The following is a 26,389-nucleotide window of genomic DNA, read 5'->3' on the forward strand; positions in this document are numbered from 1 at the left end:
TGGTGTGGCTGTTCCTGTTCGCCTTCGTCTACGTCACCTTCGGGTGACCGCAGGGCCCTCAGGTCTGAAACATCAACCGGCGCGGATCGACCCGATCCGCGCCGGTCTGCTTTGCCGCTGCCCGAACTGCGGCAAGGGCCCGCTGTTCGCGGGTTTCCTCAAGGTGGTGGAGCGGTGCGCCGTCTGCGGCTTCGACTTCACCCGCCTGAACACCGGCGACGGCGCCGCCGTCTTCGTGATGCAGGTCGCCGGCGCGCCGGTGGTGTTCGGGGCCCTGTTCGTGCAACTCGCCTACAGCCCGCCGATGTGGGCCATGGTCGCCGTGGCCCTGCCGCTGGTGGCCGGCCTGTCGCTGGGCCTGATGCGGCCCGGCAAGGGCGTCATGATCGCCCTGCAGATGCGCAACCGGGCGGGACAGGCGCGCCATGAACACTGAGACGACCCGCGGCCGGTTTCCCTGGGGCCTGACCATCGCCTCGGCCCTGTCCTTGGCCCTGCTGGTCTCGCTCGGGTCCTGGCAGGTGCAGCGGCTGCAGTGGAAGCGGGGACTGATCGCCGGGGCCGAAGCCGCCGCCGCCCGTCCGCCGGCTCCGCTGCAGGACGTCGTTCGCGGCGGGAGCGTCGAGTTCCGGCGCGTGATCGTCGACTGCCCTGGCCTGCGCACCGCCCCGTTCGTCGAACTGCAGACCATCCACGAGGGCCAGGCCGGCGTCCGTCTGATTTCGGCATGCCCGATCGGCGAGGAGGTCTACCTGGTCGACCGCGGCTTCGTCGCCGACGTGATCTCGGCGCGGCCGCCGGTGACCGCCGACGTCACGCCGTTGCGGATTGAGGCCGTGGTCCGTACGCCGTCCGGCCCGGGCCCGATGGCCCTGCCGCCCGAAGGGAGCCGCTTCTACGCCCGCGACGCCGCCGCCATGGCGCGCGCGCTGGACGCCGACGGCCGCCTTGCGCCCGTGACCCTGTTCGCCATCACCTCGTCCAATCCTGAATGGCTGGCGCTGAAGCCGTCCGCGCCTCCCGCGGCCTTCGCCAACAACCACCTCGGCTATGCGATCACATGGTTCGGGCTGGCGCTGGCCCTGGCCGGTGTCTACATCGCCCTGCTCCGGCGCAAGCTGAACCCCCGACCCCGGGAAGAGAGACCCTCCTGACCGCCACGCTCCACACCCTGTCCAACGGCGTCCGCGTCGTCTGCGATCCCATGCCCGGCCTGCGCACCCTGGCCCTGACCGTCTCCGTGCGCGGGGGCGCGAAATGGGAAACCGAGGCGACGTCGGGATGGTCCCACTGCCTCGAGCACCTCGTGTTCAAGGGCGCGGGCGACATGGGCGCGCGCGACATCGTCGAGCGGATCGAGGCCGAGGGCGGGTCGCTCAACGCCTCGACCGGCTATGAGCGCACCAGTTTCGAGGTGCGGGCGCTGCACGGCTCCCTGCCGCTGGCGATGCAGGTCGTGTCTGACCTGGTGTTCCGCCCGACCCTCGACCCGGACGAGATCGAGCGCGAGAAGGACGTGGTGGCCCAGGAAATCGCCGAGGCCTTCGACACGCCCGACGACCACGTCTTCGAGATGGCCCAGACGCGCGCTTTCGAGGGTCAGCCGCTCGGACGTCCGATCCTGGGCTCGGTCGCCAGCCTGAAGCCGATCACCCGGGCCTCGATCAGCGACTGGCGCGCCCGGCTCTATTCGCCCGACCGTATGGTGGTGGCGGTCTCGGGCGCCGTCGACGAGACCGAGCTGCTGGCCCTGGCCGAGCGCTGGTTCGGCACGGAGACGACGACGCCGGCCGAGGCCCCGCCCGCGCCGCTTTTCACCGGCGGCCACGCCGCCCTGTCGCGCCGTATCGAACAGGCCAACATCGTCTTCCAGCTGCCCGCCCCCTCGGCCGCCGATCCCGCCTATGCGGCCGCGCGGCTGATGACCGAGATCCTCGGCGGCGGCATGGCCTCGCGCCTGTTCCAGAGCGCGCGCGAGGAGCGGGGGCTGGCCTACGCCATCGACGCCTATCACGAGCCGTACGAGGACGCGGGACTGCTGGGCGTCTACGCCGGCGCTGCGGCCGACAGGGCGGTCGAGCTGGCCCGCGTCTGTGCGGCCGAGTTGAAGGCGCTGGCGGAGAGCGGCCCGACGGCGGCGGAGCTGTCGCGGGCCAAGGCGGTGATGAACGCCGGCCTGTGGATGTCGGACGAGAGCCCGGCGGCGCGCGCCGGCCGGGCGGCGGCCCAGGTGCTGATCTTCGGCGCTCCCATCGCCTCCCAGACCATGGCCGACCGCATGCTGGCCCAGAGCGTCGACGACGTCCGGGCGGCGGCTGCGGCGTCGTTGTCGGCCGGCCGGGCCGCCACCGCTGTGCTTGGGCCCAGGGCGGCCGCCGCCGCCGGTCCGGCCTTCCGTGACGCCCTTTTCGCCTGATCCCCGGGCGGCTATTCTCGAACCATGGCCCTGCTGGACTGGATCAACGAGGCGACCGGTCCGGTCGTGAAGGGCGAAGGCGTGACGCTGCGGGCGCCCCGCGGCGCGGACTACGAGGCCTGGGCCGCCCTGCGCCAGTCGTCCCACGCCTATCTGCAGCCGTGGGAGCCCACCTGGCCCGAGGACGACCTGACCCGGGCCGCCTTCAAGCGGCGCCTGTCGATCTACGCCCGCGAAATGGACGCCGGCAACGCCTGGCCGTTCTTCATCTTCGCCGACGCGAACCAGGCGCTGGTCGGCGCCATCACCCTGTCCAACGTCCGCCGCGGCGTCGCCGAGTCGGGCACCCTGGGCTACTGGATCGGCCAGCCGTTCGCGGGAAGGGGCCACGCCACGGCGGCCGTGCGGGCCGTGGTGGCCTACGCCTTCGACGAACTGAAGCTGCACCGGGTCGAGGCCGCCTGCGTGCCCACCAACCTGGCGTCGCGCCGGGTGCTGGAAAAGGCCGGCTTCGAGCTGGAGGGACAGGCCCGGGCTTATCTCAAAATTAACGGCGCATGGGCAGATCATCTGCTGTTCGGCGTCGTCAACGGCGGGGCTGGACGCGCGGCCGACCTCGGGTGATCCTTGGCGCCGCCCTGTCGGGATCGTCACGCGTTTTGAACACTCGCTCCAGAAGTCTGGCCTGGGACGCGACGACCGCCATCGAGGCGCTGGCCGCCGCGGACACGGCGCTGTGGATCTGGACCCCCTCCGACGACCAGATGCGGTTCACCGGCGCCACCCGGGCGCTGGGCCTCGGCCCGCTCGCGCCGGAGTGCTCCGGCGCCGCCTTCACCGCCGTGGCCGTGCCCCAGGACCGCTCGCTGGCCGAGCGCATCCTCAAGCCGCAGGCTGAGGGAACCGAGATCGCCGTGCGCCTGCGCATGCGCGAGTCCGAAACCTGCCTGTGGCGCGGCGTCTGGCTCGAGGACGGGCTGCGCGCCGCCGGGGTGGTGGCGCTCGAGACCAAATTCGCCGCCTCGCACCTGGATCAGCTGACCGGTCTGCTGGACCGCCGCACCTTCCTGACCCGCGCCGGAGAGACCCTGACCCAGCCGGGCGACTACGAACTGGTCGTGGCCGACGTCGATCGCCTGCGCCGCCTCAACGAGGCGCTCGGCCATGAACGCGCGGACCTGGTGCTCGCGGCGCTGGGCTCGCGCCTGAACGGCGCCTTCCCGCAGGAAGCCAATCCCGCGCGCGTCGGCGAGGACGAGTTTGCGGTGATCGTGCCGCGCGGCGCCGGGGCCGCCTCGGAACGGCTGCGCGAGGCCCTGGAACAGCCGCTGAGGGTCGCCGGCTTCGACATCTATCCCACCGTCTCGATCGGGGCCGTGGTGGCCGAAGGCGGCCCGGACGCCTCCGATCCGGCCGAGCTGCTGCGACGCGCCGAACTGGCGGTCGAACAGGCCAAGACCGCGGGCCGCGGCGGGGCGGCCGCCTACGGGCGGGCCCTGGAGTCCGACAGCCTGTCCCGGCTGGCGCTGGAGGCCGACCTGCGCAACGCCTTCGTCCGCGGCGAGATCGAGCCCTTCTACCAGCCGATCGTGAACCTGATGACGGGCGCCGTGGCCGGGTTCGAGGCGCTGGCGCGCTGGCGTCACCCGCAGCGCGGCCTTGTTCCCCCGGACGAGTTCCTCGGTCTCGCCGACGAAATGGGGCTGATGAACGACCTCGGCCTGCTGATGATGAGCCAGTCGGCGCGGCAGCTGGCCGAATGGCTGGCGCGGCATCCCTCGGCGGGCAGGCTGTTCTGCAGCGTCAACCTGTCGGTCGGCGAAATCGAGCGCGCCAATCTGGTCGAGGACGTGGCCCGCATCATCGCCGACGCCGGCCTGCCGCGCGGCGCGCTGAAGCTGGAGGTCACCGAGGGCGACATCATGCGCGACACCTCGCGCGCCGCCGACACCCTGACCCGGCTGCGCGCGGCCGGCGCCTCGCTGGCGCTGGACGATTTCGGCACCGGCTTCTCGTCTCTGACCTGGCTGGCCAAGCTGCCGTTCGATACGCTGAAGATCGACCGCTATTTCGTGCTGACCATGGACAAGGACGAGGGCTCGGCGAAGATCGTCAAGTCGGTGGTCAACCTCGGCCGCGACCTGTCGCTGGAGGTCGTCGCCGAGGGGGTCGAGAACGCCGGCCTGGCGGCGCTCCTGCTCGACGCCCAGTGCCACTACGGCCAGGGCTTCGGCTACGCCCAGGCCCTGCCGGCCCAGGAAGCCGAGGTCTATCTGAACGAGTCGCTCGCGGACGGCACCGCGCCGCTCAAGGCGCGCTCGGCCTAGGGTTCAGGCCCGGCCGCTCTGCCCCGACAGCTGCGCCGGGTCGATGCCCAGTCCGGCCAGCGCCCGGGCCCACTTGCCCTCATAGTCCGGGTCGAAGATCAGATCGGCGTCGGCCTCGGCGGTGAGCCAGACGTTCTCGCCCAGTTCATCCTCCAGCTGGCCCTCGCCCCAGCCCGCATAGCCGAGCAGCAGCACCGAGCGCCGCGGGCCGCCGGCCGGGTCGACCATCGCCGCCAGCGCCTCGCGCGTGCCGGTCATCGCCAGGCCGTCGCCGAAGGCCAGGGAGGCGTCCTCGGCCAGCCAGTCGTCGGTGTGCAGCACGAAGCCGCGCTCGCGCTCCACCGGCCCCCCGACCAGCACAGCGCGCTCGGCGGCGCCGTCCGGGGCCGTGGTCTCCAGCTTGGTCAGGACCGCCTTCAGGTTCACGCCCGGCGCCGGCCGGTCGAGGCGCAGCCCCATCGCGTGATCCGGGCGGTGGGCGCAGACGAGAATGACGGCGTGCTCGAACCGGGGATCGCTGATCCCGGGCATGGCCACGAGCAGCCGGCCGGCGAGGGAGTGGAATTGGTCCATCTTCCTATCATGGGCCCGCGCGCGGACGGTGCAAGGCCGCCGGCGTGCTGAAAGGTTGGCGCGGGGCGTCGCAGCGCCTATCTGGACCGGGAGTTCGACCTTCACGCCCAGCTTCGGAGCCTGCCATGACCGTCCAGATCGGCGACCGCATTCCTTCGGCCACCCTGACCCGCGCCACCGACGACGGCCCGAAGCCGGTGTCCACCGACGACATCTTCGCCGGCAAGACCGTGGCCCTGTTCGCCGTGCCCGGGGCCTTCACTCCGACCTGTTCGGCGAAACATCTGCCTGGCTTCAAGGAGCACCGCGAGGAGCTGGCCGGCAAGGGTGTCGACACCGTCGCCTGCCTGTCGGTCAACGACGCCTTCGTCATGGGCGCCTGGGCCGACAGCCAGGGCATCGGCAAGGACGAGATCGTCATGCTGGGCGACGGCAACGGCGACTTCACTCGCGCCCTCGGCCTGTCGATGGACGCCAAGGGCTACGGCATGGGCGAGCGCTCGCAGCGCTATTCGATGATCGTCAGGGACGGCGTGGTCGAGCAGCTGAACGTGGAGCAGCCCGGCGAGTTCAAGGTCTCGTCGGCGGAGCACATGCTGACGCAGCTTTAGGGCGCCACCGCTCACGGCGCGGCGGCTCGGCCTTTCAGGGCAGGTTCACGCCATGACGGACGTCTTCACCCCGGAGAAGCGCAGCGCCGTGATGCGGCGGGTGAAGGGCCGCGACACCGCGCCGGAACTCGCGGTGCGCCGCATCCTGCGGGCGGCGGGGATCGGCTACCGGCTGGGCGGCGCCGGTCTGCCCGGCCGGCCCGACCTGGTGATGAAGGGGCGGCGCACGGCGCTGTTCGTGCACGGCTGCTTCTGGCACGGCCACGACTGCCCGCGCGGAGCCCGCAAGCCCAAGGCCAACGCGGCCTACTGGAGCGGCAAGATCGAGCGCAACCGGGCGCGGGACGCCGCGGCTGACGCGGCGCTGGCGGCCGGAGGCTGGCGGGTCATCACCGTCTGGGAGTGCGAGATGAGGGCGCCGGACTTCGCCGACCGGCTGGTCGCCCGGGTGCGGGGTCAGGCGGCGGCGGTCACGACCTCGGCGTCCCCGGCCTCCGTCTGACCCATGGTCATCACATGGGTGATGGCCCCCAGCAGCATCGGCGGCGTGATCGGCTTGGGCACGAAATAGGTCATCCCGGCGTCGGTGCAGGCGGCGATGTCTTCCGGCGACGTGTCGGCGGTCACCGCGATGACCGGAACAAGGGCGTTGAGCCCGCCGCCGGCGCGAATGCGGCGGGTCGTCTCGCGCCCGTCCAGCTCAGGCATCCGCACATCCATGAAGATCAGGTCGAAGCTGGAGGTCTCGCAGATCTTCAGCGCGGCCATGCCGTCGGCGGCCGTGGCGATGTCGCAGCCGAGGGGCTGGAGGATCAACTGAATGGCGCGGCGGTTGATGTCGTGGTCGTCGACCACCAGCACCCGCATCGGGCGGCCTTCGTCCTCGTCCGTCCCGGGCTCGCCGGCGGCGGCCGTCGGAGCGGACGTCTGGACGGAGACCGGCGGGGCGGAATCCTTGTCGCCGGCTGCGGGCCTCTCCGCCAGCGGCTGGGACAGGGGCGGGGGCGACGCGGGGCTGGACGGCCGGCTCGAGACCCGGGTGGACAGGGCGCGGGCGACGGCGTCGCGGCTCTCCTGATCCAGCGCCGGGGCCACCTCGGCCACCGCCTTGCCGGCCTCGAGCCGCAGCGCGAGGGTGAAACTGGCGCCCTGTCCGGGCGCGCTGCGGGCTGTCAGGCGGCCGCCCATCAGTTCCGCCAGCTGACGGCTGATGGCCAGCCCCAGGCCGGTGCCCCCGTGGCGGGCGCTGACGCCCTCGGCGGTCTGGTCGAAGGGCGTGAACAGGCGGGCCAGCTGGTCGCGCGACATGCCGGGCCCGGTGTCGGACACCTCGATGAGCACCGCATGGCCGCCGGTGTCCTCGGCCCAGGCCTGGAACCGCAGGGTGATGGCGCCCTCGGCCGTGAACTTCATGGCGTTGGAGATCAGGTTGTTGAGCACCTGGCGCAGCCGCATCGGGTCGCCGCGCACCGCCGTCGGCACCATGGCGGCGCCCTCGATCCGAAGCTTGAGGCCCTTCGCCCGCGCCGGTCCGCGCCACAGCCGGGCCGTCTGGTTGAGCAGGTCGCGGAGATTGAAGTCGACCGCGTCCACCGTCATGTGGCCGGCCTCGAGCTTGGCGTGGTCCAGCAGGTCGTCGAGCAAGGCCTTCATCATCAGCCCGGCGTCGCTGATCAGCCGGGCCTGGGCTCGCGCCGAACTGTCCGAGGCGCCGCGCTCCAGCTCGGCCGAGCCGGTCAGGATGGCGCTGATCGGGGTGCGCAGGTCGTGCCCCACCGTGGCGAGGAAGGCGCTGCGGCCTTCCATGATGCGCTCGGCGTCGGCCCGCTTCTCCTCGGCCTCGATCCGGGCGGCGGTCTCCGAGACCCGGGCCTGGTTCATGCGCTGCCACGTCGAAAGACAGTAGGTGATGAAGACGGCGACGGCGATCGAGGCGGCGGTGATGAAGGCTGGAGACGCGCCGAACGCCGCCATGAAGAACGGCGTCGAGGCGAGATAGAGGAACTGCGGCGTGACCGTCAGGACGAAGACCGGCATCGACCGCGGGGCGTTGATCATCGAATAGATGGCCCCGGCCGACAGCAGCATCGCGGCGCAGATTCCGCCCATCGGCCCGCCCACCAGCCACAGCGGCACGGCCAGGCTGCCGAAATAGCCGGCGTTGATCGTCAGCAGGGCGCCGCCCGCCACATTGCGCAGGCCGCGCAGCCGGTGCACCCGGCCGGCGTTCACGGGCCCGAAGACCCACAGGTCCACCAGCTGGACGAGGAAATAGCCGAGCACCCAGCCGACGCTCAGCGTCCAGCCGAGAAGGGGGCTGAACACCAGGGCGCTGGCCGCGGCCATGCCCAGCCGCTGCAGCAGCGCCTGGCGCCGCTGGCGGATGGCGCCGGCCCAGGATGCGTCGAGGGCGGCTGCAGGCATGTCGGCTTTGGCGATCGCCATGCGGCTCCCCCGGACCGGGCGTATTCGCCCGTTCAGCATCATGCGCAACGGGCCCTAACGCTCCGTCAACGCCCCGTCCCCACGGCCTCGCCGGCTGTGGAAAATCCATCGGCCCGCAGCCGGGCGGCCAGGTCCCGCTTGATGCGTCCCACAAGGCCCGGCCCCTCGAACACCAGGGCGCTGTAGATCTGCACCGCCGACGCCCCCGCGCGAATCCGGGCGTAGGCTTCGGCCCCCGAATCGATACCCCCGACGGCGATCAGCGGCAGACGGCCTGCCGAGACTTCGGCGGCCGCCCGCAGGGCCGCCGCCGCGCGGGCCCTGAGCGGGACCCCCGACAGGCCGCCGGCCTCATCCCGATAAGGCGATCTCAGGGTCCGGGGCCGGTCCAGGGTGGTGTTCGAGACGATCAGGGCGTCGATACGGTGGTCGAGCGCGGCCTCCACGATCAGGCCGATCTCCGCCGGCGTCAGGTCGGGGGCGATCTTGAGAAAGACCGGCGTCGGATCGTCGCCCCGCGCCTCGGCCAGGCGCCCGAGCAGATCGTCCAGGGCCGCGCGCCCCTGCAGGTCGCGCAGGCCGGGCGTGTTCGGCGACGACACATTGACGGCGACGTAGTCGGCCAGGCCCCTGAGCCGCGTCAGGCCGGCGACATAGTCCGCGGCCTTGTCTTCGGTGTCCTTGTTGGCCCCCAGATTGGCGCCGATCACCGCGCCGGCAGGCCGGCGGGCGAGGCGGGCGGCGAAGGCCTCGAGCCCCGCGTTGTTGAATCCCATGCGGTTGATGATCGCCCGGTCCTCGGACAGCCGGAACAGCCTGGGCCTGGGATTGCCCGGCTGCGGGCGCGGAGTGACCGAGCCGCATTCGACGAAGCCGAAGCCCAGCCGCGCCAGTCCGCGCAACGCTTCCCCGTCCTTGTCGAGGCCTGCCGCCAGCCCGACCGGGTTGGACAGGGACAGTCCCGCGAACGACGTGGCCAGCACCGGATCGTCCGCCCTCGGCGCCGGAAGGGGCGCGACCCGCAGGGCGAGGATGGCGAGGCGGTGCGCGGTCTCCGGATCGAGGCTGCGCAGGGCGGCGGCGGCGAGGTCGGTCAGGCCCATCCGACGGCTCCGTCTTCGAAGACCATCACCCCGTCCTCCCCCACCGACAGCCTGCGCTCGGCGGTCATCGCCGCGAGGGGCAGGGGGCCGTAGAGGTGCGGAAACAGATCGCCGCCGCGCGAGGCCTCCCATCGCAGCGCCTCCCCGAGCGTCGCCGCGTCCACGGCCGCCAGCACCAGGCCGGCGCGGCCGGCGTAGTGGCGGCGCGCGGTCTCCGCCAGCTGGGCGCCGGTCGACAGGTGGATGTAGCCGTCGGCGAGATCCACCGCCGATCCCCGATAGGCCTGCGCGGGCCGGGCAGCGTCCCAGTCCCGCCCGTCGGCCAGCTTGTAGACGACCCCGCTCATTCCGGCGCCAGGTCGCGCGGCTGCAGATAGCCCTCCAGCGCGCAGCGGCCCGCCACGTCGACGCTGAAGATCGCCGCCGAACCGGGGGGGAAGCCGCCCGCCATCCGGTCGAGCACGGACGGCGAGGCGGCGCTCTCGATCAGGTATTCGACGGCCAGCAGGTGGACGCCCGGATTGTGGGCCACCAGCATGAGGCAGCCGGCCTCGTCCTCGGCGCCCTCGACAAGGCGGCGCAGGGTGTCCGCCCCGCCGTTGTAGAGCGCCTCGTCGTCGCGGATCTGCACGTCCCCGAAGGCGTCGTGCAGCAGGTCCCAGGTCTGGCGCGTGCGCGCCGCGGGCGAGACCAGCGCGAGGTCCGGCCGCAGCCCCCGCGCGGCCAGGGCGCGGCCCATGGCGGCGGCGTCCGTGCAGCCCCGCGCCGACAGGGCCCGGTCGCGGTCACGCCCCGAACCGGCGGCCCGCTCGGCCTCGGCGTGCCGCATCAGGATCAGTCTCTGCATGACCGCCCTTTAGGGCCTGCCGCCCCGCGTGCAAAGCGTGCAAAGCGGCGGGCCGGTCAGCCGGAAACCCGGCGGCCGCGCGACGCCGGCTGGGGCTGCAGGGCGGGCGCCAGCACCGGCGCGGTGGCGACGGCCCCGCCCGGATGCACCCGGGCATAGGCTTGGCGGGTCGCCTCCAGCAGGATGACGCCGGCCGCGCCGGGCAGCACCCGGCGGCCGATCTGCTCGAAACCGTCGGCGAAGGGCAGCAGGGGCGACCACGGCGGCACATAGAGGGTCTGCGACCAGGCGGTGGGCTCCAGTCCCGCGTCGCGCACCAGCCGCTCGAGCTGGCGCCGGGTGAACGGCCGCCCGTGTCCGAAGGGAGTCGCCTCGACCCGGGACCACAGTCCCCCGCGCGCGGCGGCGATCAGGATGATGCGGCCGGCGGGCGACAGCGCCCGCACGGCTTCCAGCAGCAGGCTGGCCGCGTCCTCCGCCTCCTCCAGGGCGTGGACCAGCAGGATGCGGTCGAAGCTGCCCGCCGCGAACGGCAGGCGCCGGTCGTCCACCAGAACGGTGCGGTTGCGTCCGACCGAAGGCCACAGCTCCACGCCCTGGCCGCCCGGCATGGCCGCGACGACGCGGCGGGCGCCGACGAAGGCGTCGAGCCACGGCGTGGCGTAGCCGAGACCCAGCACGTCGCAGTCGGCCGCTTCGCCCCAGGCGTCGTCCAGCCGCCGCGCCAGCAGGCGCCGGGCCAGCGCGCCCGCCGGCTCGCCGTAGAAGGTCCGTAGGTCCTCGATGCTGCGCCGCATGCGGTCACCATAGGCCGGGGAAGGGGCCGCTGCTAGAATGCGGCATGACCCTCGACGTTCGCCTGTTCCCCTGCCTGTCCGACAACTACGGCTTCCTGGCGCGCGACGCGGCCACCGGCGCCGTGGCCACGATCGACACCCCCGACGCCGGCGCCATCCTCGCTGCGCTTGATCAGTCCGGCTGGGGCCGGCTGGACCTGGTCCTGAACACCCACTGGCACCCCGACCACACCCAGGGCAACGCGGCCCTTCAGGCGGCGACGGGCTGCGAGATCATCGGTCCGGAGGAGGTCCGCCGGGCCGCACCGCTCGACCGCGTCGTGCGCGGCGGCGATGTCGTCAACCTGGGGGAGACGGTGCTGGAGGTGACCGACACGCCCGGCCACACGCTCGGCCACATCGTCTACCGCGACCCCGCCGGCGGCCACGCCTTCGTCGGCGACACCCTCTTTGCTCTGGGCTGCGGACGGCTGTTCGAGGGAACGCCGGACCAGATGTGGGACAGCCTGCGGAAACTGGCCGCCTGGCCGGACGAGACCACCGTCTGGTGCGCCCACGAGTACACGGCGGCCAACGCCCGCTTCGCCCTCAGCCTCGACGATCGTCCGCAGATGGCGGCCCGGGCGGCGGCGATCATGGCGGCGCGGGAGCGCGGGCAGGCGACGGTGCCGACCACGATCGGGGCGGAGAAAGCCTTCAATCCGTTCCTGCGCGCCGTCGACGCCGCCGACTTCGCGGCCCGGCGTGCGGCCAAGGATGCGTTCGCCGGCTAGGTTCTGGGCAGGATGGCCCGGATCACCCGGGCCGAGGACGGACGCCCGGCCATGCCCTCGGCGGGGTTCACCGTGACCGTCAGCACGCCGCGGGAATAGGTCACGCCCGCGCGCGGCCCCTCGACGATGCTGATCAGGCGCAGATGGTCGAGGTACTGACGCGCCGTCGGCGAGCGGGCGATGCGGATGACGGCTTCGGTGGTGACGATCATCGCCTCGACGCAGAGGGATTCCGACTGGTCGCCTTCCAGATTGACCTGCACCAGCCGGCCGCCGACCGCCTGGCTGACCAGGGCGCTGCGTTGGGCCATCAGCTGGAACAGCAACAGCGGGCCCAGCGTCGGCGGCGTCAGGCTCGGCCCGGCCCCGGTGTAGGAGGCGGGCGAGCCGCCGGGCGCGCGCGGGGTGTAGACCGTCATCCCGCCGCTGGGCGTGACCCGCAGCACCTGGTCGCCGGCGTCGTTGCGGTAGATGACGTCGCCGCGCGGCGCGGCGCTCGGCCTCAGCACCCAGGTCTCGTCGCGGCGGTCGAAGCGCAGCAGCGGATGGCGGCCCGACCGGTCGAGGATGAAGCCCTCGCCGGACTCGGCCACATAGCGGCCCACAGGCGGGAGGGCCGGGCTCGAGGGGCGCCGGTCGCGCAGCGTCTGGCTCTGCTCGGCCTGGGCGTTGCCGCGGTTCTGGGCCGCCGCTGGCGGGCCCAACCAGAGCAGCGACAGCACCGCCGCCGCGAGGGCGATCGCCATCGCGGTCGGAAGCGGCCTGCGCGCCGTTCTGACCCTCGCCGTCAAGTCCATGTCGTCTGTCGTGGAATCGCTGCGCGGCGGATTTTGGGCGGACCGGCCCTAGCCGACCAGATACTGACCGCCGTTCAGCGACAGGGTGCAGCCTGTGACATATCCGGCACGTTCACCCGCCAGCCACGACACCATGTCGGCGATTTCCTCGCCTTTTCCGAGCCTTCCGACGGGGATCTGGGCGACGATTCCGGCCAGCACCTTTTCGTCCATGGCCCCCACCATCTCGGTGTCGATATAGCCCGGCGCGATGCAGTTCACGGTCACGCCCTTGCGCGCGTTCTCCAGCGCCAGGGCCTTGGTGAAGCCGATCATGCCGGCCTTGGCGGCGGAATAGTTGGTCTGGCCGATCTGACCCTTCTGCCCGTTGATGGAGCTGATGTTGACGATGCGGCCGAAGCCCCGGTCACGCATGCCGTTGATGACCTGGCGCGTCATGTTGAACACGCTGTCCATGTTGACGCGGATCACATCCGACCACTGCTCGGCGCTCATCTTGTGGAAGAAGCCGTCCCGCGTGATGCCGGCGTTGTTGACCAGGGTGTCGATCGGCCCGAGCTCCGCCTCGACCTCGGCGACCGCTCGCTGGCAATCCTCGAACGAGCCGACGTTGCCCTTGACGACCATCACGCCCAGTTCCCGGGCGGTGGCCCGCGCGGCGTCCTCGTTGCCGGAATAGCCGGCCGCGACGGCCATGCCGTCCTCCTTCAGGCGCTGAACGATCGCCTTGCCGATGCCGCGGGTGCCGCCCGTGACCAGAGCCACTCGTGCCATGTCCGTTTCCCTGTCCTGAAGCGGCGGCCTCTCATCCGGGCCGCCTGCTTATGGATACGCTTTAGCCTGCGAGCCGTTGCGCGGAAAGGACGCCGTCAGGCCGCCTTGTCGAACCGGCTCATGTCGATGACGAAGCGGTAGCGCACATCCGACCGTTCCATGCGCGCATAGGCCTCGTTGATCTGGTCCGGCGCGATCACCTCGATATCGCAGGCGAGGCCGTGTTCGGCGCAGAAATCCAGCATCTCCTGGGTCTCGCGGATGCCCCCGATCAGCGAGCCGGCGATCCGCCGCCGCCGCCACAGCAGGGGCATGGCGTAGACCGGCAGCCCCTCGGTGGTCAGGCCCAGCATGACCATGGTCCCGTCGCGGGCCAGCAGGTTCACATGGCTGGCGATCTCGTGCGTGGCCGAGACGGTGTTGATGATCAGGTCGAAGGTCTCGCCCGCGGCCTTCATCGCCGCCTTGTCCGAGTTGATCAGGAAATGCTTCGCGCCCATCCGCTCGGCGTCCGCGCGCTTGCGATCGGAGGTCGACAGCACCGTCACCTCCGCGCCCAAGGCGTTGGCCAGCTTGACGGCCATGTGGCCCAGCCCGCCCAGCCCGACCACCGCCACCTTCGACCCCGGCCCGATCCCCCACTGCTTGAGCGGCGACCAGGTGGTGATCCCCGCGCACAGAAGCGGCGCAGCGGCGTCCAGCGGCAGGCTGTCGGGGATGCGCAGCACATAGTCCTGGTCGACCGTGATCCGGTCGGAATAGCCGCCCTGGGTCATGCCCTGGCCGACCCCGGCGCCCTTCGGGTCCGGCGAACCGTAGGTCTGGATCATGCCGGGGACGCAGTACTGCTCCTCGCCCTCGAGACAGGCCGGGCAGGTGCGGCAGCTGTCGACCATGCAGCCGACGCCGACCCGGTCGCCTTCCCTGAACCGCGTCACGTTCGATCCGACCGCGGTCACCACCCCGGCGATTTCGTGGCCGGGCACGATCGGATAGCGGGTGCCGCCCAGGTCGTTCTTCGCCACGTGCAGGTCCGAGTGGCAGACGCCGCAGAATTTGATCTCGATGGCCACGTCGTCCGGTCCGGGATCGCGCCGGTCGAAGCGGTACGGCGACAGCGGGGCGTCCGCGGCGGTCGCGGCGAAGGCGCGGGTGGCGATGGGCATGGCGATCCTCGGGGAGAAGGGGCGTTCGGGAGCAGGTGACTACGAATGGGCGAACCCGCAAGATCACCAGCCGTTGCGCCCGTCCACGTGGCGGACCGGAACCGCGTCCAGATCGAAATCGTCGAACAGCCGCGCGTTCAGGGTGATGCGCGCCGGCCGCGCCTCGCCCTGGTCGGTCGTCCAGGCGTCCGAGTCGGCGAACACGGCGCAGCCGCAGACGGTGCAGTGGTGAAAGGTCATCATCCGGTCGCCCCACTGATAGGCGGCGAGGGTCGCCGGGGTCAGGGTCAGCTCGACCTCTCCCGGCGCATAGTAGGCGGCCAGCGTGCCCCGTTTGGTGCAGCTCGAGCAGTTGCAGTGCGTCACGGTCCCGGGCGCCGGGGCGGCGAACCGCTGCGCCCCGCAGTGGCAGCTGCCGTGCACCCGGCCCGTCATCGGCCCAGCTTTCCGATCAGCGCCTGGGCCGCCGCCGGATTGCGCACCTTGGCTCCCGCGATGAAGTAGGCGAACACGTCGCCCCGTTTCGCCCATTCGCGCGTCCGGGCGGCGATGCGGTCCAGCTCTTCGGAGGTCATGCCGGTCGGCTCGTCCTCCCGGCTCGACATCAGCCGGGCGTAGGTGAAGTCGGCGGTCGGCTGGTCGATCTTCGGCCACTCCGGCGCCTCGTCGTCCTCGGCGTAGACGATGGCGGCGCCGTATTTCGCCGCCAGATCGTAGAACTGCGGCGTGTCGAAGCTGGCGTTGCGCACCTCCAGAGCATGCCGCAGCCGGACCCCGTCCTTCTCCTTCGGCAGCAGCTTCAGGAAGCCCTCGAAGTCGACGGGGTCGAACTTCTTGGTCCCCATGAACTGCCAGTTGACCGGGCCCAGCTTGTCGCCCAGCGCCGTCAGCCCCTGATCGAGGAACCGCCCCATCGACTCGCCCATGTCGGACAGCACCTTGCGGTTGGTGCAGTAGCGGCTGGCCTTGACCGAGAACACGAAATCATCGGGCGTCTCGTCGCGCCACTTCATCCAGCTGTCCGGCTTGAAGGTCGAATAGTAGGTGCCGTTGATCTCGATCGAGGTCAGCGCCCGCGAGGCGAACTCCAGCTCCTTCTTCTGGCTCAACTTTTCGGGATAGAAGACGCCCCGCCACGGCTCATAGGTCCAGCCGCCGACGCCGACTCTGATGGTGCCTGTCATGGTGCTCTCCCTGCCGGATGAGACCTAGGACTGCGAAGCCGACGCCACAAGCATCCGGTAGGCCGCCGTCGCCTGGCCCCGGGCCGTCTCGTCGTCCAGCAGCCGCCGCGAATGGCCATAGGCCAGGACGATGCCCTTGAACTGGAACACCAGCACTTCGAGCGTGGCGTCGTCGGCGTTCGGATTCAGCGTCCGGAACTCGCGCTTCAGCACCTTGGCCCAGCGCTGCTGGCTGGCCTTCAGCGTGTCGCGCAACGGACCCGGCTGGTCGTCCAGCTCGATCGCCGCGGCCTTGAGCGGGCAGCCGCCTGGCCGGTCCTCGCCGTCGATCCAGTCCAGCTCGCCCTGAAAGATGCGGTCCAGCCGTTCGCGGCCCGACGGCAGCGGCTCCGCCGGCCGCCACACCGCCTCGGTGAAGCGCTCGATCATTGCGTCCACCACCTCGGCCTGCAGCGCCTCCTTGGACTGGAAATGCTTCAGCACCGCGCTCTTCGACAGCCCCGCGGCGCTGGCGACATCCTGCAGGCTGACGGCGGCCAGGCCCCGCACCGTGACCTGGGTCATCGCCTCGTCGATCAGTCGGGCGTGGGTGGCGGCGCCTTTGGGCGGCATGAAGCGCTCCGCAATAAAGTGACCAGTCGGCCACTTTTCTGTTGACTCGAAGTGACCGAGCGGTCACTCATATGTGCACGGTCGGTCACTTTTGCACGAGCCGGCCGCAATGACCAGCCCCAAGGAGGCTTCCATGCTTCTCATGACCCTGATTTCGGCGACGCTCGCCGTCGCCCAGCCGGCGCCGCGTGTGGACGCCGCCGCGACCCTCGCCGCCCCCGGCGAGGCCCGCCGCGCGGTTCTCGACGGCCGCTCGTGGTCGTGCGGCCCGGACGGCGCCTGTTTCGCCCGCGGCGCCGGCGCCTCGCAGCCCGCCCTGCGCGAATGCCGCCGCTTCGTCGCCCGCTTCGGCCCGGTCAGCCGCTACGCGCGCGACGGCGTCGCCCTGACCGGGCCCGAACTGGCCCAGTGCAACGCGGCGGCGCGGTGAACCAAATCCTGGGGTAAAGCTAAGGTTGTTTTCAGTCCGAAGGCCATCGTCTATGCTCGGGGTCATTCAGTGAGGGCTAGGTGATGACGGCTGCGGCGATAGCTCTCGAGGCGGCGAAAATCGCAGTTGATCTCCTCAAGAGCTTCGCTTGGCCGGCGGCTCTGATCATTGTCGTGCTTCTTCTCAGAAAGCAGATCACAGCAATTCTGGAACGGATAAAGGCCTTTCGATACGGCGACGCCGAAATGTCCTTTTCCGACAGTTTGGATAAAGCGAAGGGCCAAGCCGCTGAGGCCGGCATAACTGTTGCCCGTCCTCTTGATGCTGCTGACAGGAGGGCGTTTGAAGCAGCAGATCCACAACCGCGAGCGCTCGTTATCGAGACATGGGCTGCGGTAGAACGTGAGCTGAGAACTCTTTCCCGCGCGTGGGACGTGACAGCGAATAGCCCCGCGGAGATGATCCGAGGCCTCGAATTGGCCGCTGGACTTCCGCACGGCACCCGTCCGGTGTTGGATTATCTGCGGGATGCACGAAATCGTGCCGTGCATTCCGACACGGAGGTGACCGAGGGCGAGGCGCTTGAATTTCGAATGCTCGGAAAGAGCATTATCGAGCGTTTGCGGAATGCTCCGCGCCCCAATACCTAGTAGGCGAAGTCCCGGTAGATCCGGCTCACATCCCCCTGCCAGTCGCCGTGGTACAGCTCCAGCAGGCGATCGGCGGGGGTGATCCCGCTCTCGGCGATGTCTTCCAGCTCCGACAGATAGCCGCGCTCGTCGACCATGCCGCCCGAGAAGCGGGCGCGGTTCTTCAGTCCGTGCCGGGCGATGTCGATGAGATCGACGGCCACGTCGCGCACCGATCGCCCGGCGACCTCGGCCTTCAATCCCAGCCGGGTGACGTCGCGGCGCAGGCGTTCGTGGTCGGCGATGTCCCAGTCCTTGACCAGGTCCCAGGCCGCGGCCAGCGACGGCGCATCGTACAGGAGTCCGGCCCACAGAGCCGGCAGGGCGCAGATGCGGCTCCACGGTCCGCCGTCGGCGCCGCGCATCTCCAGATACGACTTCAGCCGCACCTCCGGAAACAGGGTGGTCAGGTGGTCGGCCCAGTCCTTCGCCGTCGCACGGTCTCCCGGAAGAGCCTCCAGCTTCCCGTCCATGAAGGCCCGGAACGACTGGCCGGACAGGTCGACATAGCGGCCGTCGCGCTTGGCGAAATACATCGGCACGTCCAGCGCGTAGTCGGCGTAGGCCTCGAAGCCGAAACCATCGGCGAAGACGAAGTCCAGCATCCCCGTGCGGTCCGGGTCGGTGTCGGTCCAGACATTGGCCCGCGCCGACAGGAAGCCGTTGGGCCTCCCCTCGGTGAACGGCGAACAGGCGAACAGGGCCGTGGCGATGGGCTGCAGGGCCAGCGAGGTGCGGAACTTGGCCACCATGTCGGCCTCGCCGTCGAAGTCGAGATTGGCCTGGATGGTGCAGGTGCGCAGCATCATGTCGAGACCCAGCGATCCCCGCTTGGGCATATAGGCCCGCATGATGTCGTAGCGGCCCTTGGGCATGACCGGCACGTCCTCGCGCCGCCATAGCGGATCGAACCCCGCCCCGAGGAAGCCGAGGTTCAGCTGGTCGGCGACCTGCTTGACCTCCATCAGGTGCTGGCCGGTCTCGTTGCAGATGTCGTGGATGTCTCTCAGCGGCGCGCCGGACAGTTCGAACTGGCCGCCGGGCTCCAGCGAGATCGAGGCGGTGTAGCCCTCGGCGTTCTCCCGCTCCAGGGCGATGACGTGGTCGCCCTCGTACACCTGCCGCCAGCCGAACCGGGTCAGCCCCTCCAGCATGGCCTTGATGCCGCTCGGGCCCTCGTAGGCCGGGCGGCGCAGGGTCGCCCTGTCGAAGCCGAACTTCTCGTGTTCGGCGCCGATGCGCCACTGGTCCTTCGGCTTGGACCCCTTCGACATGGCGCCGATCAGGTCTTCGCGGGTAAGCGGCGCGGCGTCGGCCATCTGGATCTCTGAGCCCCTCGTGTCGCGGCTAGATGGGGCGAAACACGCTGTTCCTCAAGGTGTGTCGCGATGAACCATGCCGTGTTTCCTGCGCGAGGTGAAAGGCGTCATGACGCTGACGAAGAAGGCGACCGACCATCCCAGCAGGATCGCCCCCGCCACGCCCTCGATCGCCCCCAGCAGTCGCCACTGCGGCGCCATCAGCGAGTCGTCGTAGCCGATCGAGCCGTAGCTGATGCTGGAGAAATACACCGCCTCGCGCAGGTCGGGCACCGCCCCGATCAGGGTGTAGAGGGCGGCGTACATCCAGATCTCCACCCCGTGGACCATGAACAGGCCGAGGGCGACCGCGATGGTCAGCAACGCATGGCGCCACAGCGGCCCTTCCACGTAGGACCGGCCCGCCCGGGTTTCATACAGCTCCAGACCGCGGCCGAGGCTGAGCAGGCCGAAGCCGTGGATGCTCACGGCCAGCAGGGCCATCACCGTCGACAGGGCCAGTTCGTTGAACATTCCGCATCCTGCCCCGAAGCCGTCCGCCCCGCTAGCGGTCCCAGTCTCCGACCGCCGCCTGCCACAGCGTCAGCGCCGCCGTCGCCGCCGTGTCGGCCCGCAGCACCCGCGGCCCCAGAGACACCGCGGTGGTGAAGGGCAGGGCCCTCAGCCGCGCTCTTTCCTCCGGCGCGAACCCGCCCTCCGGTCCGATCAGGATAGCCCACGACTCCCCGCCCGCATCCGCCAGGGCCGCCATCGCCGGCGCCCCGCCGGTCTCGTCGCAGAACATCAGCCGCCGCGATCCGTCCCAGCCGTCCAGCAGCGCCTCCAGCTTCACCGGCAGATCGATCTGCGGGACGTCCAGCCGGCCCGTCTGCTCCGCGCTCTCCACCGCGATGGCCTCCAGCCGGTCCATCCGCACCCGGTCGCCCTGCGTCCGCCGCGTGGTCACCAGCCCGATCCGCGCCGCGCCCAGCTCCGTGGCCTTCTCGACCGCGAACTCCAGCGCCGCCTTCTTCACCACCGCGATCAGCAGATGCACGTCCGGCACGGTGGTCTGCGCCCGCGCCTGTTCCTCGGCCCGCAGCACCACGCCCTTCTTGAGCACCTCGGCGATGATGCAGTGCCACTCCCCGTCAACGCCGTTGAACACCAGCAGCGCGTCGCCGGCCTTCAGCCGCATCACCTGCGTCAGATAGCGCGACTGGTCGAGCGTCGGCAGGACCGCCGAACCGGCGGACAGGGGCTGGGGAACGTGCAGGCGGATCATGCCCCTGTGTGGGGTCAGAGCGTCCGCGCGATCAAGAGCTTCATGATCTCGTTGGTCCCGCCGTAGATGCGTTGCACCCGCGCGTCCTTGTACAGCTGGGCGATCGGATATTCGTTCATGTAGCCGTAGCCGCCGTGCAGCTGCAGCATCTCGTCGATGACCTCGCCCTGGATGTCGGTGACCCAGTATTTGGCCATCGAGGCGGTCGCGGCGTCGAGCTTGCCCTGCAGATGCAGCCCCATGCAGTGGTCGACGAACACCTTGGCGACCGTCAGCTTGGTCTTCACCTCGGCCAGCTTGAACTGGGTGTTCTGGAAGTCGATCACCCGCTTGCCGAATGCCTTGCGCTCCTTGACGTAGGCCAGCGTCTCCTGAAGCCCGCGCTCCGCCGCCGCCACGCCCTGCACCGCGATGTTCAGCCGCTCCTGCGGCAGCTGCTGCATCAGCTGGATGAAGCCCTGGCCCTCGCCGCCGCCGATGATGTTCTCGCCCGGGACCTTCACATCGTTGAAGAACAGCTCGGAGGTGTCGTTCCCCTCCATGCCGATCTTGTGCAGGTTGCGGCCGCGCTCGAAGCCCTCGGCCCCGTCGGTCTCGACCACGATCAGCGACGTGCCCTTCGCCCCTTCTGACGGGTCGGTCTTGGCCACGACGATGATGAAATTGGCCAGCTGGCCGTTGGTGATGAAGGTCTTCGACCCGTTCACCACATACTGGTTGCCCTGTTTGATGGCGGTGGTCTTGACCCCCTGCAGGTCGGACCCGGCGCCCGGCTCGGTCATGGCGATGGCCCCGACCAGTTCGCCCGACTGCAGCCGCGGCAGCCAGCGCGCCTTCTGCTCGGCGGTGCCGTAGTGCCAGATGTAGGGCATCACGATCGCATTGTGCAGCGAGATGCCGAAGTGGTCCGCGCCCTTCCAGCCCAGCTGGCGCATCAGCACCACCTCGTGCCGGTAGTCCCCGCCCATGCCGCCGTCCTCCTCGGGCATCGACAGGCCCAGCAGGCCGGCCTCGCCCGAGGCGGTCCACAGCTCGCGCGGGACGCTCGAATTGGCGATCCACGACTGCACGGCCTCCGGCGGCGCGTGCTCGTCGATCCATTTGCCGACGCTGTCCGAGAAGAGGCTGATCTCCTCTTCCTGCATGAAGGCCGGTTCGGGGACGTTGAGGACGTTCACGCTCAGAACGCCTCAGCCGGCATGGCCATCAGCACCTCGGCGCCCGACTTCACCTTGGCCAGGTGCGCGCCCGCGTCCGGCAGGATGCGCTCGACGAAATAGCGGCCGGTGGCCAGCTTGTGGGCGTAGAACGGGTCGGTCGAACCCGCGTCGATCTGCTTCTGCGCCGCCAGCGCCATCTGCGCCCAGACATAGGCCAGCGCCGTCAGGCCGAAGATGTGCAGATAGTCGGTCGACGCAGCCCCGGCGTTGTCCGGGTTCTGCATGCCGTTCTGCATCAGCCACATGGTGGCCTCCTGCAGCTTCTTCTTGGCGTCGGTCAGGCCGTCGATGAACGGCTTCACCGCCTCGTTCGCCCCGTGCTCGCCGGTGAAGGCGTCGATCTCGGCGAACCAGGTCATGATCGCCCGACCGCCGTTGGCCGGCAGCTTGCGGCCCACCAGATCCAGCGCCTGGATGCCGTTGGCGCCCTCGTAGATCATGGTGATCCGCGCATCGCGCAGATACTGGCTGGCCGGGAAATGCTCGGTGTAGCCGCTGCCGCCGTGCACCTGCATGGCCAGCGAGGCGGCGTGGAAGCCCTTGTCGGTCAGATAGGCCTTCAGCACCGGGGTGATCAGGCCCATGTAGTCGCGGGCCTTCTGGGCCTCGGCCTCGTCGGCGGAGTGCTGCAGGTCGGCCTGCAGCGCGGTCCACAGGATGAAGGCCTGGCCGCCTTCGACGAAGGCCCTGGCCTCCATCAGCATGCGCCGCACGTCCGGGTGGACCATGATCGAGTCGGCCGGGCCGTCCGGGTTCTTCGGCCCGGTCAGGCTGCGGCCCTGCAGGCGGTCCTTCGCGAACTCGACCGCGGCCTGATACGCCGCCGAGCCGATCGACAGGCCCTGCAGGCCGGTGCCGAGCCGGGCCTCGTTCATCATGACGAACATCGCCGCCATGCCCTTGTTCTCGGTCCCGACCAGCCAGCCCCTGGCGTTCTCATAGGCCATGACGCAGGTGGCGTTGCCGTGGATGCCCATCTTGTGCTCGAGGCCGGCGCAGCCGACGCCTTCGTTGCGCTCGCCCAGCGACCCGTCCTCGTTGACGAAGAATTTCGGCACCACGAACAGGCTGATGCCCTTGATCCCCGCCGGCGCGCCCTCGATGCGGGCCAGCACCAGATGGATGATGTTGTCGGTGAAGTCGTGCTCGCCCGACGAGATCCAGATCTTCTGGCCGGTGATGTTGTAGCTGCCGTCGCCGTTCGGAACGGCCTTGGTCCGGATCAGGCCCAGGTCCGTGCCGCACTGCGGCTCGGTCAGGTTCATCGTCCCGCCCCACTCGCCGGTCGCCATCCTGGGCAGGTACATCGCCTTCTGCTCGTCCGAGCCGTTGGCGTTCAGGCCCCAATAGGCGCCGGCGGTCAGGCCCGGATACATCGAGAAGGCGGCGCTGGCGGCGGCGGTGAACTGGCCGAAGGCCATGGCCACCACCGACGGCATGCCCTGGCCCCCGTGCTCGGGCAGGGCCGACAGGGCGGGCCATCCGGCCTCGACCATGGCCTTGTAGGCCTCCTTCCAGCCGGTCGGGCCGGTGACCTTGCCGTTGTCCCACCGGCAGCCTTCCTGATCGCCGACGCGGTTCAGCGGGGCGATGACCTCCTCGGCGAATTTCGCGCCTTCCTCGAGAATCTGGCCGACCAGGTCCGACGACACGTCGGTAAAGCCGGGCTGGTTCGAATAGCGGTCGATCTCCAGCACCTCGTTCAGGATGAACGTCAGGTCGCGGACAGGCGCCTTGTAGGCCATGGAGTTACGCTCTCGCTTTGAAGGGCTGGTGGTGATGGTCGGGGTTCAGGCGCTCGCGCAGCAGCGAGGCGTATTCCTCGGCCCCGGGCAGCAGGTCGGGCCGGTGTTCGGCCAGCTTGCGCTCCATCACGGCGCAGGCTTCCTCGGCCGTCTCGATGGCCGCGTCGAGATCCTCGCGCTGCTGCTTCAGCGCGGCGATCTGCGCCCGGTGGCGGCGCAGGGCGACGGCCATCTGATGGGCGTTGTGATTGTCGTGATCGTAGAGATCCAGCATCTCCTGGATCTCCTGCAGCGAGAAGCCGATGCGGCGTCCCCGCAGGATCAGCTTCAGCCGGGCCCGGTCGCGCGCGTCATAGACCCGCGTCTGACCCTTGCGCGCCGGCGTCAGCAGGCCCTTGTCCTCGTAGAAGCGCAGCGCCCGCGCCGTGGCCCCGAACTCGCGGCACAGCTGGCGGATCGAATAGGTGCGATGATCGTCGGCGGTCGCCATGCCGCCAGATAACCCGATCTTTACGTGCACGTAAAGGGAAGGTTTGCCTGCGGTCGCCCGGGGTGGGCATGATAGGCGCTCTCTTGGTCAGAGGACGCCATGACCACCGTCACACCCATGATCCACGTCCCCGACATCGACGCGACGGCCGCCTGGTACGCCCGCCTTGGCTTCAAGGTCGAGGAGACTGCGTCCGACGGCTGCGAGACGGTCTGGGCCAGGCTGACGCTCGGTGAAAACGCCGTCATGCTGAACTGCGGCGGCCGCCCCGCGGAGCATGACCGTCGGGACGTTGATCTATACGTCGTCGTTGACGCCCTGGAGGACTGGCGGGCGCGGATGCCGGCCGACATCGAGATCATTCAGGATCTCCATCTGGCCTACCACGGCATGCGCGAGTTCATCGTCCGCGATCTGAACGGCTTCTGGATCACCTTCGGCCAGTGGGTCGGCGTGCCCGAAGGCTAACGCACTTCCCGCGCCCGCCACCACAGCACCGGCGCGGTCATGGCGATCAGGATCAGGTTGGTCAGGGCCAGGCCGCCCTCGAGGCCGACGGCGTGCACGGCCAGCATGATCGTCTCCAGCGCCAGCAGGCCGGCGGCGGCGGTGACCAGCAGCGGGCGCCCGTGCTTCCACGACACCAGCGGCGCCAGCAACAGGACGGCGAGCGCGATCTCCGCGAGGCCGAGGCCGCGGACCATGTTTTCCGGGGCCAGCGCCGGCCAGCGCATCAGGTCGACAAGGTTGGCCATCGGCTCGCTCAGCTTGGCGTAGCCGGCGGCGATGAAGAACATCGCCAGCCAGCCCTGCAGCGTCCAGAGCGTCAGATTGCGGTAGCTCGCGGCGAGGCGCGAGCGGGCGGGGGTGAGAACCTGAGAGGTCATTTTATGCGACGCCCGGGGAGGAGCGCTCTTTTGATTGGCAACAGTGGCGATGTCGGATCGCCCGAACCGTTCCGCAAGGACGCGAAGCGAGACCGTAACCATCCGTGACCGCCTTCTGCGAACGCCCCACGGCCAAAGCGTGGCCGTATTCATAAATCTCTGTAATGCGGCGTCGGTTTCGGGACGCTTAAGACAGCTACGCTGGAGGGGCTGATCTGGATGGGTCACGGGGAGCGGTCCTGCGACAGCGGGGAGGCGGCCGGTCCATCCTTCCTGGCGCCATGCTGCCGCCACCCTGCTGTCAGCAGTCGGTCGGGCCCCGGGCCTCGCCCGCCGCCCTCACCCGCGCGACCTTGGCCTCGAACGGCCCCCAGTCGTCGCCGGCGTCGATGGCCGCCCAGATCGCCTCGACCTCGTCGATCAGCATCTCCTCCGGTTCCGGCGCGGCGAACACCGGATGCTCCAGCCGCTCCGGCCGGTCGGGCTCATGCTCGAACAGGGCGAAGCGGAAGGCGTCGAAGGCCTCGCCCTGGTACAGTTTGCCGCGCGGCCCGCCCAGCGCCCGCGCCGACGAGGCGAAACCTCCGAACCAGTCGAAGAACAGCGGCTCCCAGCGCAACGCCTCGCCGCCCTCGCGCAACAGCGCCAGCGTCGTATCCAGCAGCCTCTGGTCCGCCGCCTCGCCGAGGCTGGCGACGCCGAGCCGGGCCAGGAACGCCGCGCGCAGTTCGTGGATATAGGCCGGGCCGAAGCCGTTCAGCGCGTCCGTCAGCGGCTCCGCGTCCGCGACCAGCTTCAGCGCCCCGCCCAGCTGGGTCAGCGCCCAGAACACCGCCTCCGGCTGACGGGCGAAGGCGTAGAGTCCGAACTGGTCGAAATAGGCCGCTGTGAAGCCGGGCTCGTAATGCGGCAGGAACCGCCAGGGACCGTAGTCGAAGCTCTCGCCGGTGACATTGAGATTGTCGGTGTTCAGCACCCCATGCACGAAGCCCGCCGCGATCCACCGCGCCGTCAGCCGCGCCGAAGCCTCGACCACCGCCCGCAGGAAGCCGGGAACGTCCCCCTCCGCCACCGCCGGGTGGTAGAGCGCGCGCGCGTGCTCGACCAGCGCCTCGATCATGTCCGGCCGCCCGATATAGGCGGCGCGCTGGAACGTTCCGAAGCGCACATGGCTGTGCGACAGCCGCACCAGCACGGCGGAGCGGGTGGGGGAGGGCTCGTCGCCGCGCTCCAGCGCCTCGCCGGTCTCGATCAGACTGAAGGCGCGGCTGGTCGGAACCCCCAGCGCCTCCAGCATCTCCGCCGCCAGCACCTCTCGCACCCCGCCCTTGAGGGTCAGCCGCCCGTCGCCGCCCCGCGACCATGGCGTCTGACCCGATCCCTTGGTGCCGAGGTCCAGCAGACGTCCGTCCTCCGACCGCAGCTGCGCCGCGAGGAAGCCGCGCCCGTCGCCGAGATCGGGATTGTAGGTGCGGAACTGGTGCCCGTGATAACGCATGGCCACTGGCCCCGGCTGGCCCGGCAGGGGCTCGAACCGGCCGAACCGGGCGATCCATTCCGCGTCCGTCAGCGTTTCCAGCCCGACCGAAGCCGCCGCCCGGTCGTTGCGGAAGCGCAGCGTCGTCTGCGGGAAGTTGGCCGCGCGGACCGCGTCGCCATAGGCCTCTCCCAGATCGAAGAAGCGGGGCTCGGGGCGATAGGCTGGGGAAACGGGCATGGACGCCAGATGCGGTCTGCCGCGATCGGGGGCAACCGTTCCGATTCCGTTTGCCTGGGGATTGAACCCCCGGGCAGGGGCCGTATTCTCTCCGGCAGAGATCAGGCCCGCCCGCTGTTCGCGGCGCGGCAGGGCCAGGCCGGCGCCCGCATTGCGGCGAACCCGGTCCGGCGCCTGTCGATAACCGGGCGCCACGACAGACC

The 26,389-nt window shown here is 70.2% G+C and carries 31 protein-coding genes; 11 read left to right on the forward strand and 20 right to left on the reverse strand.

Features of this window, described 5'->3' with window-relative positions:
- Positions 1-43 precede the first annotated feature (43 nt).
- From VGD32_RS02765 to VGD32_RS02785, 5 genes are read left to right on the forward strand one after another with little or no spacing between them, the layout of a single operon-like run.
- The gene (locus tag VGD32_RS02765) at positions 44-436 is read left to right on the forward strand and encodes a DUF983 domain-containing protein (protein WP_331030377.1); all 393 of its coding nucleotides are present in this window, start codon (positions 44-46) and stop codon (positions 434-436) included.
- Positions 426-1,154, forward strand: coding sequence for an SURF1 family protein (locus tag VGD32_RS02770; protein ID WP_331030378.1), 729 nt, complete (start codon positions 426-428; stop codon positions 1,152-1,154). Before VGD32_RS02765 ends, VGD32_RS02770 begins: the two co-directional genes overlap by 11 nt.
- 50 nt (positions 1,155-1,204) lie before the next feature.
- On the forward strand, positions 1,205-2,416 hold the full coding sequence (locus VGD32_RS02775; RefSeq protein WP_331030379.1) for a pitrilysin family protein: 1,212 nt from the start codon (positions 1,205-1,207) through the stop codon (positions 2,414-2,416).
- A gap of 24 nt (positions 2,417-2,440) precedes the next feature.
- The gene (locus tag VGD32_RS02780; protein WP_331030380.1) at positions 2,441-3,040 is read left to right on the forward strand and encodes a GNAT family protein; all 600 of its coding nucleotides are present in this window, start codon (positions 2,441-2,443) and stop codon (positions 3,038-3,040) included.
- 35 nt (positions 3,041-3,075) lie between these two features.
- Positions 3,076-4,743 carry a bifunctional diguanylate cyclase/phosphodiesterase gene (locus VGD32_RS02785; RefSeq protein ID WP_331030381.1) on the forward strand — a complete coding sequence of 556 codons (1,668 nt, stop codon included), beginning with the start codon at positions 3,076-3,078 and terminating at the stop codon, positions 4,741-4,743.
- Between the two features lie 3 nt (positions 4,744-4,746).
- On the opposite strand, the gene VGD32_RS02790 is transcribed toward VGD32_RS02785, so the two are convergent.
- Complete coding sequence (locus tag VGD32_RS02790; RefSeq protein WP_331030382.1) at positions 4,747-5,316, reverse strand: YqgE/AlgH family protein; 570 nt, start codon at positions 5,314-5,316, stop codon at positions 4,747-4,749.
- A gap of 125 nt (positions 5,317-5,441) precedes the next feature.
- On the opposite strand from VGD32_RS02790, the gene VGD32_RS02795 reads away from it, so the two are divergent.
- Complete coding sequence (locus VGD32_RS02795; protein ID WP_331030383.1) at positions 5,442-5,927, forward strand: peroxiredoxin; 486 nt, start codon at positions 5,442-5,444, stop codon at positions 5,925-5,927.
- A 52-nt stretch (positions 5,928-5,979) separates the two neighbouring features.
- Entirely contained in the window at positions 5,980-6,429 is a 450-nt protein-coding gene (locus tag VGD32_RS02800; protein ID WP_331030384.1) for a very short patch repair endonuclease, read from the forward strand.
- Here VGD32_RS02800 and VGD32_RS02805 read toward each other — a convergent pair.
- From VGD32_RS02805 to VGD32_RS02825, 5 genes are all read right to left on the reverse strand, one after another.
- Positions 6,384-8,372, reverse strand: a complete 1,989-nt coding sequence (locus VGD32_RS02805; protein ID WP_331030385.1) for an ATP-binding protein — start codon at positions 8,370-8,372, stop codon at positions 6,384-6,386. The two genes, VGD32_RS02800 and VGD32_RS02805, sit on opposite strands and share 46 nt — an antisense overlap.
- 65 nt (positions 8,373-8,437) lie before the next feature.
- Positions 8,438-9,475, reverse strand: a complete 1,038-nt coding sequence (locus VGD32_RS02810; RefSeq protein ID WP_331030386.1) for a quinone-dependent dihydroorotate dehydrogenase — start codon at positions 9,473-9,475, stop codon at positions 8,438-8,440.
- Positions 9,466-9,822 carry a DUF952 domain-containing protein gene (locus VGD32_RS02815; RefSeq protein ID WP_331030387.1) on the reverse strand — a complete coding sequence of 119 codons (357 nt, stop codon included), beginning with the start codon at positions 9,820-9,822 and terminating at the stop codon, positions 9,466-9,468. Before VGD32_RS02815 ends, VGD32_RS02810 begins: the two co-directional genes overlap by 10 nt.
- Positions 9,819-10,322 (reverse strand): SixA phosphatase family protein, encoded by a 504-nt coding sequence (locus tag VGD32_RS02820; RefSeq protein WP_331030388.1) that lies wholly within the window; start codon positions 10,320-10,322, stop codon positions 9,819-9,821. Before VGD32_RS02820 ends, VGD32_RS02815 begins: the two co-directional genes overlap by 4 nt.
- A gap of 56 nt (positions 10,323-10,378) precedes the next feature.
- A complete protein-coding gene (locus VGD32_RS02825; RefSeq protein WP_331030389.1) occupies positions 10,379-11,119 on the reverse strand; it encodes a class I SAM-dependent methyltransferase in 741 nt (246 codons plus the stop codon).
- Positions 11,120-11,163: 44 nt separating this feature from the next.
- Between VGD32_RS02825 and gloB the strand changes: the two genes are divergently transcribed.
- Complete coding sequence (gene gloB, locus VGD32_RS02830; protein ID WP_331030390.1) at positions 11,164-11,892, forward strand: hydroxyacylglutathione hydrolase; 729 nt, start codon at positions 11,164-11,166, stop codon at positions 11,890-11,892.
- Here gloB and VGD32_RS02835 read toward each other — a convergent pair.
- From VGD32_RS02835 to VGD32_RS02860, 6 genes are all read right to left on the reverse strand, one after another.
- Complete coding sequence (locus VGD32_RS02835) at positions 11,889-12,638, reverse strand: DUF4908 domain-containing protein (RefSeq protein WP_331030391.1); 750 nt, start codon at positions 12,636-12,638, stop codon at positions 11,889-11,891. The two genes, gloB and VGD32_RS02835, sit on opposite strands and share 4 nt — an antisense overlap.
- Positions 12,639-12,737: 99 nt before the next feature.
- Complete coding sequence (phbB, locus tag VGD32_RS02840) at positions 12,738-13,463, reverse strand: acetoacetyl-CoA reductase (RefSeq protein ID WP_331030392.1); 726 nt, start codon at positions 13,461-13,463, stop codon at positions 12,738-12,740.
- 95 nt (positions 13,464-13,558) lie between these two features.
- Positions 13,559-14,629, reverse strand: a complete 1,071-nt coding sequence (locus tag VGD32_RS02845) for an NAD(P)-dependent alcohol dehydrogenase (RefSeq protein ID WP_331030393.1) — start codon at positions 14,627-14,629, stop codon at positions 13,559-13,561.
- 63 nt (positions 14,630-14,692) lie between these two features.
- Entirely contained in the window at positions 14,693-15,064 is a 372-nt protein-coding gene (locus tag VGD32_RS02850; protein WP_331030394.1) for a GFA family protein, read from the reverse strand.
- A complete protein-coding gene (locus tag VGD32_RS02855; protein ID WP_331030395.1) occupies positions 15,061-15,813 on the reverse strand; it encodes a DUF72 domain-containing protein in 753 nt (250 codons plus the stop codon). The genes VGD32_RS02850 and VGD32_RS02855 overlap by 4 nt, the downstream gene beginning before the upstream one ends.
- Before the next feature lie 24 nt (positions 15,814-15,837).
- Positions 15,838-16,425: a TetR/AcrR family transcriptional regulator gene (locus VGD32_RS02860; protein ID WP_331030396.1), complete on the reverse strand. Its 588-nt coding sequence runs from the start codon at positions 16,423-16,425 to the stop codon at positions 15,838-15,840.
- Positions 16,426-16,558: 133 nt separating this feature from the next.
- Here VGD32_RS02860 and VGD32_RS02865 point away from each other — a divergent pair, with 133 nt between their 5' ends.
- A complete protein-coding gene (locus tag VGD32_RS02865; RefSeq protein WP_331030397.1) occupies positions 16,559-16,855 on the forward strand; it encodes a CC_3452 family protein in 297 nt (98 codons plus the stop codon).
- An 83-nt stretch (positions 16,856-16,938) separates the two neighbouring features.
- The gene (locus VGD32_RS02870; RefSeq protein ID WP_331030398.1) at positions 16,939-17,505 is read left to right on the forward strand and encodes a hypothetical protein; all 567 of its coding nucleotides are present in this window, start codon (positions 16,939-16,941) and stop codon (positions 17,503-17,505) included.
- On the opposite strand, the gene VGD32_RS02875 is transcribed toward VGD32_RS02870, so the two are convergent.
- Genes VGD32_RS02875 through VGD32_RS02900 form a run of 6 tightly spaced genes read right to left on the reverse strand, consistent with a single transcriptional unit; the run spans position 17,502 to position 23,582 of the window.
- The gene (locus VGD32_RS02875; protein WP_331030399.1) at positions 17,502-18,863 is read right to left on the reverse strand and encodes a glutamate--cysteine ligase; all 1,362 of its coding nucleotides are present in this window, start codon (positions 18,861-18,863) and stop codon (positions 17,502-17,504) included. The two genes, VGD32_RS02870 and VGD32_RS02875, sit on opposite strands and share 4 nt — an antisense overlap.
- Positions 18,864-18,917: 54 nt before the next feature.
- The gene (locus tag VGD32_RS02880) at positions 18,918-19,376 is read right to left on the reverse strand and encodes an ion channel (RefSeq protein ID WP_331030400.1); all 459 of its coding nucleotides are present in this window, start codon (positions 19,374-19,376) and stop codon (positions 18,918-18,920) included.
- A 31-nt stretch (positions 19,377-19,407) separates the two neighbouring features.
- Positions 19,408-20,127 carry a 16S rRNA (uracil(1498)-N(3))-methyltransferase gene (locus tag VGD32_RS02885; protein WP_331030401.1) on the reverse strand — a complete coding sequence of 240 codons (720 nt, stop codon included), beginning with the start codon at positions 20,125-20,127 and terminating at the stop codon, positions 19,408-19,410.
- Between the two features lie 14 nt (positions 20,128-20,141).
- Positions 20,142-21,305 (reverse strand): acyl-CoA dehydrogenase family protein, encoded by a 1,164-nt coding sequence (locus VGD32_RS02890; protein WP_331030402.1) that lies wholly within the window; start codon positions 21,303-21,305, stop codon positions 20,142-20,144.
- 2 nt (positions 21,306-21,307) lie between these two features.
- Positions 21,308-23,092: an acyl-CoA dehydrogenase C-terminal domain-containing protein gene (locus VGD32_RS02895; protein ID WP_331030403.1), complete on the reverse strand. Its 1,785-nt coding sequence runs from the start codon at positions 23,090-23,092 to the stop codon at positions 21,308-21,310.
- A 4-nt stretch (positions 23,093-23,096) separates the two neighbouring features.
- Complete coding sequence (locus tag VGD32_RS02900) at positions 23,097-23,582, reverse strand: MerR family DNA-binding transcriptional regulator (protein ID WP_331030404.1); 486 nt, start codon at positions 23,580-23,582, stop codon at positions 23,097-23,099.
- Between the two features lie 99 nt (positions 23,583-23,681).
- Here VGD32_RS02900 and VGD32_RS02905 point away from each other — a divergent pair, with 99 nt between their 5' ends.
- Positions 23,682-24,050 (forward strand): VOC family protein, encoded by a 369-nt coding sequence (locus VGD32_RS02905; RefSeq protein ID WP_331030405.1) that lies wholly within the window; start codon positions 23,682-23,684, stop codon positions 24,048-24,050.
- Here VGD32_RS02905 and VGD32_RS02910 read toward each other — a convergent pair.
- Together VGD32_RS02910 and VGD32_RS02915 are read right to left on the reverse strand one after the other, a co-directional pair.
- Positions 24,047-24,469, reverse strand: a complete 423-nt coding sequence (locus tag VGD32_RS02910) for a DoxX family protein (protein ID WP_331030406.1) — start codon at positions 24,467-24,469, stop codon at positions 24,047-24,049. The genes VGD32_RS02905 and VGD32_RS02910 overlap by 4 nt on opposite strands.
- 301 nt (positions 24,470-24,770) lie before the next feature.
- On the reverse strand, positions 24,771-26,186 hold the full coding sequence (locus tag VGD32_RS02915; RefSeq protein WP_331030407.1) for a protein adenylyltransferase SelO: 1,416 nt from the start codon (positions 26,184-26,186) through the stop codon (positions 24,771-24,773).
- Between the last annotated feature and the right edge of the window lie 203 nt (positions 26,187-26,389).

The organism is Brevundimonas sp. (genome assembly GCF_036402095.1).
Taxonomy (GTDB): Bacteria; Pseudomonadota; Alphaproteobacteria; order Caulobacterales; family Caulobacteraceae; genus Brevundimonas.